Origin of the sequence: sulfur-oxidizing endosymbiont of Gigantopelta aegis (assembly GCF_016097415.1) — a bacterium.
Classification (GTDB): Bacteria; Pseudomonadota; Gammaproteobacteria; order GRL18; family GRL18; genus GRL18.
Window position 1 is genome coordinate 3,983,883 of record NZ_JAEHGE010000001.1, and the last position, 13,265, is coordinate 3,997,147.

Below are 13,265 nucleotides of genomic sequence, written 5' to 3' on the forward strand. Positions count from 1 at the left end.
AATTTATCAATCTAGCAGGCACTTATTTCCGGTCGGTTTAATTCTTTGTTAATGTGTTTTGATAATTGAGCCACCACTATTCGCTGATTTTTATTAAACGTCCAGCGTGTTTGTTCATCAACCCTGAGCGATGCCATAGGAATGATACCCGAAAGACTATTACAAAAAAACACCTCACTGGCCTGTTTTAATATTTCTAAAGGATAATCAGCTTCTTCTATAGTGATGGATGATTTTGCGGCTAAAAGAAGAATTGCTTGTCTCATTGTACCTTGCACACCGCTATTAGCAATTTTAGGTGTCATTAATTGACCTTCGATCACAAAAAATAGGTTGCTAGCAATTCCCTCAATCATAAAACGTGTGAGAAGTGAATCATGATCCGAACATTCTAGCATTAAACCTTCTTGAAATTTATCATCAGAAAATTCATTGCGAGCCAGTACTTGCTCCAGACGATTTAGATGCTTTATACCTGCGAGTGCCGGCTGTTTTGCCAGACAGGTTCGAGCGACAAGTGCATCGATACCGGCTTGATAGTGTTGCAAAGGCCGTTCAGGCCAAGGAAGTATCTGGATGATCAGACTGGGCTTATTACACTCAGGAAATTGATAGCCCCGACCACCTATACCACGGGTAAGAATTATTTTAACAACTCTCTCAGGCGAGCCACTATCCAATTTATCCTGAGTCATTTTTAAATTAATTTGCGCTAATAAAAATGCTTCATCTGGTGGTTTTATTGCCAGACGTTCGCAACCCAAGACCAGACGCTGCCAATGTAATGCCCAATGATGTAATTGTTCATTGACAAAGGCAATGGTCTCAAATAAGCCGTCACCATAGGCTAGTCCCCGATCATTGACGGCGACATTAGCTAAAGTCTTATCCAAATTATGCTCAAGTTGTGTCATTTTAACTCAGCCTTCAACGCCTGGAGTAAGCCTTTTGCTTTAGCACGTGTTTCATGCAATTCTTTCTCTGCAATCGAGTCAAAAACAAGTCCTGCACCTGCCCGAAAACTTAATCGCTGGGCTGATTCTTCCAATAGATTATCTAATAGGCTTTCTATAACAAATGTCCGTATAAGAATATTAAAATCCATACTGCCATCAAGATTAATATAACCCATAGAGCCGGTGTAAGCACCACGAGAACATTGCTCTAATTCGGCAATAATTTCCATACAACGTACTTTAGGACAGCCCGTAATTGTTCCACCAGGAAACATGGCCTTAAGGATTTCACCGGGCGTTTTACCTGTTTGTAATTCCCCACTGACATTAGACACGATATGATGCACATGCGCATAGGTTTCATTGACCATCAACTCATCGACAACGACACTACCGGGCTTACATACCCGTCCTAAATCGTTACGGATCAAGTCGATTAACATAATATGCTCTGCTTGTTCCTTGGGGTGATCATGTAGCTCTTTAAGTAATCGTAAATCTTCTTCAAGTGATGTACTTCGTGGTCTTGTACCGGCAATAGGACGAGACTCCAAACGCTTATTTTTGACTCTAAGCAGGCGTTCCGGTGAGGAGGAAACAATACTGACTTCCCCCTCTTTAGAGTTACATAGTTCAGAATTAAAACTAGCGACACCTGAAAAAGGTGCTGGATTTTCCTGAGCTAATAATTGACTCAAAACAGCCACTTGTTCTGTGTGCTTCTGATTATTATTTTTCTTGGATAGTGTTGACTGCCACAAGCGGGATAAATTAACCTGAAAGACATCACCCTCTTTGATATAGGATTTGACCGTATCGACTGCTATAAGAAAACTATCAGCTGTTTCTTCAACAATTGGGAAATTAAAAACGTCTGTCTCAGTTGATTTACTGCTCTGTTGACAAATAAACTGCATATCAGCAAGTAAGGATTGATAGTGGCGCTGATGATCCATGTCGGATTCTGTCATAAAAAATAGACATTCTTTTTTATGATCATAGATCAGTGCTTTTTTTACCCTTGCCGCATAGGCAATCGGTAATAATTGCTTTTCAAAGGTCAGTTTTAAACAAGGTTCAACTTGCTGAGCTAATTCATAGGCCAAAAACATAAACCAGCCTCCCGTAAAAGGAAGTTCACTTTCTATTGCTTGCTCAGTCGATTCTTCTTCAGCGAAGAAAAGCCTGTCAAAATTATCGAGAAATGAACCATCTTCGGCAAAATTGATATTTGGGGATGAACTTAATTGTTTTTGATGATCAAGTTTCAACCATTGTTCAGGCTCGATAAATAAAATATCAAATTGAGAGGATTCTTGATCGGCTGATGATGAAGCGCTTTGACTGGACGAAGTGAATAAATAAGGGTATTTATGAGGAAAGTGACTATAAAATTGAATTAAGTCAGGACATTGATGCTTAGGGATTTCAGTTAGCTTACAGGCATAAGTCATATTCAATCAATTTTTTGAGAACTAATGATTTTTATAAATTTAAGCCTAAAGGTGAGCAGAACCCACCTTAATAGAGCATCATTAAATCTGAAAACTATCCTTTGCAAAAATCATACTTTACTAAAAATCATACTTTACCAAAGATTAAGGTACCATTCGTACCACCAAAGCCAAATGAATTTGATACCGCATAATCAATTTTCATTTCTTTAGGGACTAAAGGCGCATAATCTAAGTCACAATCATCACTCGGATTTTCTAAATTGATTGTCGGTGGAGCAACTTGGTCACGAATAGCCAAGGCAGTAAAGATAGCTTCAATGCCACCTGCAGCACCAAGCAAGTGCCCGGTCATTGATTTGGTAGAACTCATGGTCAATTTATACGCATGATCACCAAAAGTACGCTTAGCCGCTTCTGTTTCTGCTGCATCACCCGCTGGAGTAGAAGTACCATGTGCATTAATATAGTCAATCTGATCAGGATTAAGACCTGCATTACGCAGAGCAGAATCCATACAACGACTGGCACCTTCGCCACCTTTTGAAGGCAGGGTCATGTGATAGGCATCACCACTCATCCCAAAGCCAAGCACTTCAGCATAAATTTTAGCACCACGCGCCTTAGCAAATTCATATTCTTCCAATACGACTACACCCGCACCATCACTGAGCACAAAACCATCACGGTCTCTATCCCAGGGTCTGGAAGCGGCTTGCGGATCATCATTACGTTTTGACAATGCACGCGCTGCTGAAAAACCTGCTAAGCCACAATGTGAACTGGCCATTTCAGCACCACCAGAAATCATGACATCAGCATCGCCATACTCGATAATACGTGCGGCATCACCAATGCTATGTGTTGCTGTAGCACAGGCTGTGGCAATGGCGATATTAGGCCCTTTCATGCCATATTTAACTGACAGATTACCGGAAATCATATTGATGATATTACTGGGGACAAAAAACGGTGATACTTTACGCGGACCGCCTTTAAGGTAATTGTCATAGCCCTTTTCAATACCGGGTAAACCACCAATACCAGAACCAATATAAACACCTATTTTCCAGGCATTTTCTTCCGTCACTTCAAGACCGGAATCTTCAATTGCCTGTATTGCTGCCGCCATCCCATAGTGAATAAAGAGATCCATTTTTTTAGCATCTTTAGGTGATAAATAATCATGAATATCAAAATTTCTGATAGAACCACCGAATTTGACACTAAAAGCACTGGTATCCAGATGATCAATAGGTGCAATACCACTTTTTCCAGCCAAAATATTGTCCCAAGACTCAGTAACACTCAAGCCTACAGGACTAACCATGCCCATTCCAGTAATAACAACGCGTCTCTTAGCCAAGACCTTCTCCATAAAATCAGGGTGATGAATCACACCAGTAAAACATAAATACGACTGCTAACAGCTCGATAAAACCTGCTATACACAAACAAGGAAAGCCGAATTTAATAAGGCGAGAATTTCAGCGTTATTAAAAGCGGCTTTTCAAATAGTCATCTTTATTATCATCTAAAAGCTCAAATACAGCCTCAGATAAAAAGATTATTTAAGCGTCAGTGTTCGCACTGATATAATCAATTGCTAACTGAACAGTCGTAATTTTTTCAGCTTCTTCGTCAGGAATTTCAGTTCCGAACTCTTCTTCAAGCGCCATAACCAGTTCAACAGTATCTAGAGAATCAGCACCTAGGTCATCAACAAATGAAGCTTCAGATTTAACTTCATCTTCTTTAACACCTAATTGTTCAATAACAATTTTAGCAACTCTATCTTCAACACTACTCATTTTATTTATATCTCCATAATTCTTGTGCAACACACATATCTTCTATTCAGATGACAGAAAGGCCCTGAATATTAAGTGTGTTTATTTACGTGACGCTATTTTAGTGAAAACTTTAGCGATATACCAGTATTAGATGCTTAAATCTTCTTATTTAGTGATTTAATATATTAATAAATAAGGGATAACCATAGTTTTTTACTTATAATAAGCGCTAACTACCTAATTTTACATAAAACTGAACAGAAAGCCCTGATAAATCGCAATAACTATCACAATAAGGATGATAGTAAAGAATACTTTAGGGTCAGTAATTTTATTAGCATTAAGGCATATACATGCCACCATTCACATTAATGGTTTCACCCGTAATGTAAGTGGCTTCGTCAGAGGCTAAAAAGCCAACGGCTGAAGCAATTTCATCTGCCTCACCCAGTCTATTCAATGGAATTTGCTTTAATAAGGCCGCTTTGGCTTCTTCAGGCAAGTTTCGAGTCATATCGGTATCAATAAAACCAGGCGCAACGGCATTCACCGTAATTCCGCGTGAACCAATTTCTCTTGCTAGAGACTTGGTAAAGCCAAAAATTCCTGCCTTTGCTGCAGCATAATTTGCCTGACCCGCATTACCGGTCAAACCAACCACTGAGGCAATGGAAATAATACGCCCTTTTCTGGCTTTCATCATGGCGCGTAAGCAAGCTCTTGACAGCTTGAAGATTGAAGTCAAATTGGTTTGAATAATATCATCCCATTCTTCATCTTTCATGCGCATCATGAGATTATCACGAGTAATGCCTGCATTGTTGACCAAGATAGAAGGCATGGCATAATTATCTTTCATTGCAGATAAGACCGCATCAATACTGCTTTGATCAGTAACATTGAGTACCATGCCCTGACCTTTAACGCCATTTTCCTGCAAATAATCGCTGATGGCCTGTGCGCCCTTTTCAGAAGTCGCTGTACCAATAACGATTGCCCCCTTACTAGCCAATTTTAAGGCTATTGCCTTGCCGATTCCCCGACTTGCGCCACTGATTAGAGCGACTTCATTTTCCATGGTCATTTTGCTAATTCCTCAAACACTTTATCTATTGTTGCAGTATCAAACATCGGCATGGCCGGCATTCGACGATTTATACGTTTATTAAGTCCCGTTAATACCTTGCCGGGGCCACATTCAATAATTAAATCTGTCCCCTCAGCCACCATTTTATTGATGCTTTCAACCCATCTAACCGGTTGTGATAGCTGTTTTACCAGTGAGTTGCGAATTGAATCAATGTCATTTTCGATGGTGACGTGAACATTATTAATGACCGGAATCACTGGACGTTCAATAGAAATAGTGGCCAGCTTCTTAGCCAGTTTTTCTGCGGCACTGTCCATTAAAGAACAATGTGATGGGACACTGACCGGTAGCTTTATCGCTTTTTTGGCACCGCAACTCTTAGCCAATTCGATAGCCTGATCAACTGCATCAGCATGACCGGCAATCACCACTTGACCGGGTGAATTGAAGTTTACAGCAGAAACCACCCGGCCACTCGTCACCGCAGTTTCATCACAAACTTTGATCACATCCGCATCATCAAGCCCCAAAATAGCAGCCATTGCACCTTCACCGGCATTAACAGCATCTTGCATATAACGTCCGCGTGAGGCAACTAGCTCAATGGCATCAGAAAAACCCATCGCTTCAGCACAAACCAATGCGGTATATTCACCCAAGCTATGTCCGGCTAGAACCGCAGGCATTTGACCTTCTTTATGTTTCCAGATTTGCCAAATAGCATAGCTGGCCGCAAGCATTGCGGGCTGAGTATTTCGGGTATTATTGAGATCAGAGTCAGGACCGTTTTGCGTCATGCCCCAGAGATCAAATCCAAGTACATCACTGGCCTGTTGAAAAGTTGAAAGTATGATTTCACCATATTCTGGATTTTCATCAGCGATACTACCTAACATTCCAACGGATTGAGAACCCTGTCCAGGAAAAATGAAAGCTGTCGACATTGTTTATCCTATTTTTCAATGAAATTTAATATAAAGAATAGATTTAAAATTTGATCAGTGCTGAACCCCAGGTAAAACCACCACCAAAGGCTTCCAGAAGAATAGTTTCACCGCGTTTAATACGGCCATCTCTAACCGCAGTGTCTAAGGCTAAGGGCACTGAGGCAGCCGAGGTATTACCGTGGTTTTGTACTGTTATCACGACATGATCGGTAGACATTTTAAGCTTTTTGGCAGTCGCATTAATAATTCGAATATTAGCCTGATGTGGCACTAACCAGTCAATATCTGATTTTTCTAAATTGTTTGCAACTAAGGTTTCGTCGACGATGCGCCCCAGGGTATTTACCGCCACTTTAAAGACTTCATTGCCTTTCATTTCAATGTGGATTGAATCAAAACCATCGGGATTCTTATCAGAAATACCGCCATTGGTATTGAGTAATTCGGCATAACTACCATCGGCATGAATATGAGTTGAAAGGATTCCAGGTTCTTCACTGGCTTCAATAATCACCGCACCCGCACCATCGGCAAACAAGACACAAGTACCTCGGTCAGACCAATCAACAATTCGCGATAAGGTTTCAGCACCCACAACCAAGGCACGTTTTGCCGCACCGGTTTTAATAAATTTATCGGCAATATCTAAGGCATAGATAAATCCCGTACAAACGGCTTGTACATCAAATGCGGGACAGCCATGAATATCAAGACGTTGCTGTAGTAGACAGGCCGTACTTGGGAATATTTTGTCAGGTGTCGTCGTAGCTACAATAATCAAATCAATTGACTGCGGATCAATGTCTGCCGCCGCAATGGCGTTTTTGGCTGCAAATTCAGCTAAGTCACAGGTAGTCTGACCTTCAGCAGCAATATGACGCTGCTTGATGCCAGTGCGTTCAGTAATCCATTGATCAGTAGTATCTACTATCTTTTCCAGATCGTGATTGGTCATCACATTTTCAGGCAAATAACTGCCTGTTGCCATAATACGAGAGTACATCTATAAAGAGTATCCTATTGTTGCTGTAATTATAAAGTTTATTATACGCATAAGAGGCTTTATTAACAATTTATGACAAGCGTAAGTTTGTTTATATCCGTGATATTTGAAAATGCAGCGAGGCATTTTGACTAAGAGCCGATTGAGTGTATAAGTACTACATGATTGAGGCTTTTAGTTACATCTCTTAACCAAGAGAACGAAGCCTGCATTTCCAAATATCATGGGTACAAACCATATCACCAATAGGTACTAAGTAAAGGATTCTTCTAACACTTTGCTAATCCTTTGCGGTACTTTATTTTCAACTTCTAACATCGCCACTTTAATGGCATTACCAAAAGAAAATATATCTGCACTACCATGGCTTTTTACCACGATGCCCTTAAGCCCTAGCAAACTTGCACCATTATATATACGTGGATCAATTTTACTTTTAAAGGCATTCAAAACAGGCATCGCAATTAAACCCGCTATTTTAGTGAAAATATTACGATTAAATTCACGTTTAATATAATAAACGATCATTTTTGCCACACCTTCCGAAGTTTTCAGTGAAATATTGCCCACAAAACCATCGGCAACCACCACATCAACAACACCTTTGTAAATATCATCACCTTCAATGAAGCCATAATAGTTCAAGGAACTATTAGATATGAGGTTCGCCGCTTGTTGAACCTGCTCATTACCCTTCATTTCTTCTTGACCAATATTGAGCAAACCAATGGTTGGCTTGTCAATATCATCAATAGCACTGGTTAGTACCGATCCCATCACCGCAAACTCTAACAAGTGCTGAGCTGAAAGATCAATATTAGCACCCAAGTCAAGCATATGAGTATGCCCCTTTTGAGTAGGAATAGCGGAACAAATGGCCGGACGATCAATTCCTGGCAGAGTTTTTAACACAAAACGCGCAGTTGCCATCAAAGCACCGGTATTGCCTGCACTGATACAAGCATCGGCATCACCTGACTTGACCAGATTAATGCTAACCCGCATAGATGAGTCTTTCTTGCCACGTAAGGCAGAAGCCGGTTTTTCATCCATCCCAACCACTTGTGAGGTGTGATGAACCGTTATTTGTTGACGAACCTTAGCTGGGCAACTTTCCAACTGCTGTTCGATTTGACTTTCATCACCCACTAAAATAATCTTTAACTGACTGAATTTTTTAAGGATATTAAGAGCCGCAGGAACGGTAACATCCAAGCCCACATCACCACCCATGGCATCAATTGCTATTGTGCTGTTATGTAAGTTAGTTATCATTTTTTATCATACTTTTTATTGGTAGAGGCTATTGCTAAGAGGCTATTGATAAAATCTATTGGTAAAACTATTTAGTGTAGTACAAATACTGTAGTGCAAAAAAACAAAGCCTCAGAATATCTGAGGCTTTATTTTTAAATAGATCATTTAAAACTCAGGCTAAAAAGCCCGAGTTCAAACAGTCTGGAGTATTACTTACCTAAAACCTTACGGCCTTTGTAGTAACCATCAGCAGTAATATGGTGACGACGATGAGTTTCACCGCTTGTTGGGTCAATAGATAAAGTCGGTGCATTTAAAGAGTCGTGTGAACGACGCATGCCACGGCGTGCTGGGGTACATTTATTTTTTTGAACTGCCATTTGATTTTCCTTTTACTCTAAATTACAAAATTCACATTTATCATGTTGAAATAATTTCAACTAATAATTCTTACAACGCTTTATAAAAAAATACTATTTTATTAGTGGGTAGTACCCAGTCAATTAATACAGTATTATTTTTTTAATTGTTTCAAAATAGCAAAAGGATTATCTGTATCATTTTGCTCTTTTTCAATGCTGTGACTATTACTATCGTCATCAGCCATCAAATCATCCTGCTCAAGAAACGTCACGCGGACATCACAGGCTTTGCCTATTTCAGATTCCTCGTGCATTGGTATCTGCGGTAATGCCAATAATAGCTCGTCTTCAAGCAATGTTCTTGGATCTATTAATTCTTTTTTTGCCAGCCAGAAGATATCATAATTTGATTCTTCAGCTTGTTTTTGAGCAAGTTCACTTTGCACAAAAGCAATCGACAAGTCGCAGTTTAAATCCAGTGTGTAATTATCCATACAACGCTGGCACTGTAAAACAACCTGGGCTAAAACCTGCCCGGTCATAAATCGATTACCTAAAATATCAGTATCAAATTCCAAGTGATATTTAATATCACCGGTATTCTCAAGCACTGCATCATTCAGTCTAGGCATACTGGTGCCCGACTCTTCCAGTGATATCGAACCATCTAATGTGACACCCTGATCAGTATATCGACGAAAATCGATTCTTTGCGGGATGCGTTCATTCATGGCTTTTCACTATTTTTTATAATATAACTCTAGGTTTCTATAATATAACTCAAGCTTTCACAATACCACTCAAGATAATCCCTTATTTTATTGCTTTTAGACATTCTTGTCAAAATCTTTATTAATAAAAACAGCAAATATTTGAAAACCACCTCAACTTACATGTATTTAGAGTACATCAAACATTCTAATTTACTTTAACACATTGACAAAGCCCAAAAATAAGCCATATTTGATAATAGACCTATTCATTAGGGGGAAATAATGTGATCACTAAAATTCTCATTGCAAATCGTGGTGAAATTGCCGTGCGAATCATTCGCGCCTGTGCAGAAATGAATATCACTTCTGTGGCTGTTTATGCCGATACCGATCGTCATGCCTTACATGTTAAAAAAGCCGATGAGGCTTATTGCCTTGGGCCTGATCCGGTAGCAGGCTATCTTAATGCCCACAGATTAGTCAACATTGCCCTTGCATCCGGCTGTGATGCCATTCACCCGGGTTATGGTTTTTTATCTGAAAACCCTCTTTTTGCCAAAATATGTGAACGCCGTAATATCAAGTTTATCGGCCCTCGTTCTGAAGTGATTGAAAATTTGGGCAATAAAACCCATGCCAGAGCAACCATGATTGCTGCAGGCGTTCCCGTCACACCCGGCAGTGAAGGCAATCTTGCAAATATTACTGAAGCTTTATCCGTCGCCAAGACCATTGGTTATCCGGTAATGCTTAAAGCCACTTCCGGTGGTGGCGGTCGTGGCATTCGACTCTGTAACAACAAAACAGAATTAAAGAATAATTACCCCCGAGTCATTTCCGAAGCAACTAAAGCTTTTGGCTCTGCTGATGTGTTTATGGAGAAGTGTGTAGTCAATCCTAAACATATCGAAGTGCAAATTCTCGCCGATGAACATGGCAATGTTATCCATCTTTTTGAGCGCGACTGTTCCATCCAACGTCGTCATCAAAAGCTCATTGAAATCGCCCCTTCACCGCAATTAAGTCAGGCACAACGACTGGCTATTGGCGATCTAGCCGTTAAAGCAGCCAAAGCCACGGGTTATAGCAATGCCGGCACGGTAGAATTTCTAATGGCTGAGGATGATCAGTTTTACTTCATGGAAGTCAATACACGCTTACAGGTTGAACATACCATCAGTGAACAGATAACCGGTATTGATATCGTTCAGGAGCAATTTAGAATTGCCAGTGGCCTGAAATTACGCTTTAAACAAGCGGATATACAAATTCGTGGCTATGCCATGGAGTTTCGTATTAATGCCGAAGATCCTAAAAATGATTTTCTGCCCTCTTATGGCCGGATTACCCGTTATCTAGCACCCGGTGGGCCGGGGGTTAGAACCGATGCCGCCATTTATACCGGCTATGTTATTCCACCTTATTATGATTCGATGTGTGCCAAACTCATTGTATGGGCATTGGAATGGGATGAAGTTATTCAGCGTTCTAAACGGGCTTTAAAAGACATGGGTGTTTATGGGGTAAAAACAACTATCCCCTACCAATATGCCATTTTAAGTAATGAAGAGTTTATCAATGGCTCATTTAATACCAGTTTTGTAGAACAGCACCCTGAGCTTGTTAACTACTCGGTTAAGTGTTCTAAGCAGCATGTTGCATTAGCATTTGCAGCAGCAATAGCTGCACATCAGGGAATGTGAGATTTAATGTTTATTGTTTGTAATTACTCAGTATTTTGTAGCATATAGATAGAGTATCCGGTTGAATACGGAATATTACTGAATAATTACTCATGTTTAGTCAATTATCTTGGAATATAACAATGGCAAAGATTCGGGTTACTGAGACTGTTTTGAGAGATGGGCATCAGTCGCTTATTGCTACTCGTATGCGTACGGATGATATGTTACCTATTTGTGAGAAGCTTGATAGTATAGGTTTCTGGTCTTTAGAGGTTTGGGGCGGTGCTACTTTTGATAGTTGCATTCGCTTTTTAAAGGAGGATCCCTGGGAGCGTTTACAGTTACTAAAAAAGGCCTTGCCTAATACCCCTTTACAAATGTTATTGCGGGGTCAAAACTTGTTGGGCTATCGTCATTATTCTGATGACTTAGTCATAGCGTTTATTAAATTATCAGCTCAAAATGGCATTGATGTCTTTCGGGTTTTTGATGCCATGAACGATGTGCGTAACTTAAAAACATCGATTAAAGCCATCAAAAAAAATAATAAACATGCTCAGGGAGCTATTTCATATACTACTAGCCCGGTTCATAATAATAAAATATTTGTCAAAATGGCCAAGCAAATGCAAAGCATGGGCTGTGATTCTATTGTAATAAAAGATATGGCGGGCTTGCTCACGCCTTATAATACCTATGAGCTAGTTTCTGCACTGGTTGATGCACTGATTGTGCCTGTCCATATTCATTCTCATGCCACTTCTGGTCTGGCGGCAATGTGTCAATTAAAGGCACTGGAGGCTGGCTGTGAAGGTATTGATACGGCCACTTCATCCTTTGCCGAAGGTACTAGCCACCCTACCACAGAGAGCAAGCCGACAAATAAAGGTGTTGATAAATGCGATAAATTAAGCTATTATTCTTGTAAAATCAACATTTAAGGGGATATCTAAATGGATAAAATATCTTCTGATATAAAACAACCAAGAATTCCAGTTGAAATTAACGATATTCAGGTTAATTTTTGCAAAAATCCATTGTGCCAAAATTATGGTGTTCCTGCCAGCACAGAAAGCCAAGTTAAACTCCATAAATCACAAAAAGACTGCTACAAATTATCAAGTGGTAGTCGAAAGCCAGTTACTAAACTGATTTGCAAGTCTTGTAATGAGTTATTCCCAGTTAAGAGCAATCAAGGAATTTGGGATGAATTACAGCGAATTGAAGAATATTTAAAAGAAACTCCAGAGGTGTCATGCCCTGATAATTCATGTAAAAATAATCTCATTAGTATTAAGTTAGGAAAAGAATTTTACCAGTCTTTTGGGAAAACAAAATCAGGTTCTAGTCGTTATCGATGCAAGTCTTGTAAGAAAACATTTTCAGTTAAACAATCTACAACTGGTCAAAAACAGCCTCATAAAAACAATCTTATTTTCAAACTTCTAATGAATAAATCCCCTTTAAGGCGAATCTGTGAAGTTGCTGATGTTGGTATGGCGACTGTTTATGCAAAAATTGATTTTCTGCATAAACAGTGCATGACCTTTGTATCAGAAAGAGAACAGAGGTTAATTAAAAGCAATATAAAGCGACTTTATGTTAGCGTGGATAGACAGGAATATATTGTTAATTGGACAAGACGAGAAGATAAACGAAATATTAAACTTTCAGCAATCGGTAGTGCTGACAATGAAACAGGCTACGTATTTCAAATGAATTTAAACTATGATCCTTGTATTAGCCCTATTGAAATAGAAGAAAATGCTTTATCTGTTAATGATTATAATGCCCAATACGCCTATCGAAAACATGCAAGATTCTGGTTGAATGGTGATTATAAAGAGAGTGTGAAAAATTCAAGATCCAAAAGACAAATGGATCATCTTTAAGTGCCGATATATCAGCAACATACAAGGATGCAATTTCTCGTGATGATATAGAAGAATCAGAAGCTCTCTATCAAGTACAAAAATTGCCTCAAAATGGAATGCAGATCCATTCT

General features: G+C 39.5%; 12 protein-coding genes and 1 pseudogene. 3 read left to right on the forward strand and 10 right to left on the reverse strand.

What is annotated here, in order from left to right:
• Positions 1–11 precede the first annotated feature (11 nt).
• From pabC to JEU79_RS20760, 10 genes are all read right to left on the reverse strand, one after another.
• Positions 12–914, reverse strand: coding sequence for an aminodeoxychorismate lyase (pabC, locus tag JEU79_RS20715; RefSeq protein ID WP_198265595.1), 903 nt, complete (start codon positions 912–914; stop codon positions 12–14).
• Entirely contained in the window at positions 911–2,410 is a 1,500-nt protein-coding gene (locus JEU79_RS20720) for an aminodeoxychorismate synthase component I (RefSeq protein WP_198266098.1), read from the reverse strand. The genes pabC and JEU79_RS20720 overlap by 4 nt, the downstream gene beginning before the upstream one ends.
• Before the next feature lie 127 nt (positions 2,411–2,537).
• Complete coding sequence (fabF, locus tag JEU79_RS20725; RefSeq protein WP_198265596.1) at positions 2,538–3,776, reverse strand: beta-ketoacyl-ACP synthase II; 1,239 nt, start codon at positions 3,774–3,776, stop codon at positions 2,538–2,540.
• Positions 3,777–3,981: 205 nt separating this feature from the next.
• Positions 3,982–4,221 (reverse strand): acyl carrier protein, encoded by a 240-nt coding sequence (acpP, locus tag JEU79_RS20730; RefSeq protein WP_198265597.1) that lies wholly within the window; start codon positions 4,219–4,221, stop codon positions 3,982–3,984.
• Between the two features lie 322 nt (positions 4,222–4,543).
• Entirely contained in the window at positions 4,544–5,287 is a 744-nt protein-coding gene (gene fabG / locus JEU79_RS20735; protein WP_198265598.1) for a 3-oxoacyl-ACP reductase FabG, read from the reverse strand.
• The gene (fabD, locus tag JEU79_RS20740) at positions 5,284–6,237 is read right to left on the reverse strand and encodes an ACP S-malonyltransferase (protein WP_198265599.1); all 954 of its coding nucleotides are present in this window, start codon (positions 6,235–6,237) and stop codon (positions 5,284–5,286) included. Before fabD ends, fabG begins: the two co-directional genes overlap by 4 nt.
• Positions 6,238–6,280: 43 nt before the next feature.
• Entirely contained in the window at positions 6,281–7,243 is a 963-nt protein-coding gene (locus tag JEU79_RS20745) for a beta-ketoacyl-ACP synthase III (RefSeq protein WP_198265600.1), read from the reverse strand.
• 252 nt (positions 7,244–7,495) lie between these two features.
• Positions 7,496–8,518, reverse strand: coding sequence for a phosphate acyltransferase PlsX (plsX, locus tag JEU79_RS20750; RefSeq protein WP_198265601.1), 1,023 nt, complete (start codon positions 8,516–8,518; stop codon positions 7,496–7,498).
• Positions 8,519–8,709: 191 nt separating this feature from the next.
• Entirely contained in the window at positions 8,710–8,880 is a 171-nt protein-coding gene (gene rpmF / locus JEU79_RS20755; RefSeq protein WP_198265602.1) for a 50S ribosomal protein L32, read from the reverse strand.
• A gap of 134 nt (positions 8,881–9,014) precedes the next feature.
• A complete protein-coding gene (locus JEU79_RS20760) occupies positions 9,015–9,593 on the reverse strand; it encodes a YceD family protein (RefSeq protein WP_198265603.1) in 579 nt (192 codons plus the stop codon).
• A 266-nt stretch (positions 9,594–9,859) separates the two neighbouring features.
• Here JEU79_RS20760 and JEU79_RS20765 point away from each other — a divergent pair, with 266 nt between their 5' ends.
• The 3 genes and pseudogenes from JEU79_RS20765 (at position 9,860) to JEU79_RS26990 (ending at position 13,152) form a co-directional block, all read left to right on the forward strand.
• Positions 9,860–11,278 carry an acetyl-CoA carboxylase biotin carboxylase subunit gene (locus JEU79_RS20765; RefSeq protein WP_198265604.1) on the forward strand — a complete coding sequence of 473 codons (1,419 nt, stop codon included), beginning with the start codon at positions 9,860–9,862 and terminating at the stop codon, positions 11,276–11,278.
• 122 nt (positions 11,279–11,400) lie between these two features.
• Positions 11,401–12,135, forward strand: a pseudogene (locus JEU79_RS20770) (pyruvate carboxylase subunit B); the annotation flags it as partial.
• A gap of 78 nt (positions 12,136–12,213) precedes the next feature.
• Entirely contained in the window at positions 12,214–13,152 is a 939-nt protein-coding gene (locus JEU79_RS26990; RefSeq protein ID WP_246540438.1) for a hypothetical protein, read from the forward strand.
• Positions 13,153–13,265 lie beyond the last annotated feature (113 nt).

Excerpts from the sequence above, each read along its gene's own strand:
- JEU79_RS20745 (WP_198265600.1), bottom strand. The coding sequence starts at position 7,243 with ATGTACTCTCGTATTATGGCAACAGGCAGTTATTTGCCTGAAAATGTG.
- JEU79_RS20720 (WP_198266098.1), bottom strand. The coding sequence starts at position 2,410 with ATGACTTATGCCTGTAAGCTAACTGAAATCCCTAAGCATCAATGTCCT.
- rpmF (WP_198265602.1), bottom strand. The coding sequence starts at position 8,880 with ATGGCAGTTCAAAAAAATAAATGTACCCCAGCACGCCGTGGCATGCGT.
- acpP (WP_198265597.1), bottom strand. The coding sequence starts at position 4,221 with ATGAGTAGTGTTGAAGATAGAGTTGCTAAAATTGTTATTGAACAATTA.
- JEU79_RS20760 (WP_198265603.1), bottom strand. The coding sequence starts at position 9,593 with ATGAATGAACGCATCCCGCAAAGAATCGATTTTCGTCGATATACTGAT.
- fabD (WP_198265599.1), bottom strand. The coding sequence starts at position 6,237 with ATGTCGACAGCTTTCATTTTTCCTGGACAGGGTTCTCAATCCGTTGGA.
- fabG (WP_198265598.1), bottom strand. The coding sequence starts at position 5,287 with ATGACCATGGAAAATGAAGTCGCTCTAATCAGTGGCGCAAGTCGGGGA.
- JEU79_RS26990 (WP_246540438.1), top strand. The coding sequence starts at position 12,214 with ATGGATAAAATATCTTCTGATATAAAACAACCAAGAATTCCAGTTGAA.
- plsX (WP_198265601.1), bottom strand. The coding sequence starts at position 8,518 with ATGATAACTAACTTACATAACAGCACAATAGCAATTGATGCCATGGGT.
- pabC (WP_198265595.1), bottom strand. The coding sequence starts at position 914 with ATGACACAACTTGAGCATAATTTGGATAAGACTTTAGCTAATGTCGCC.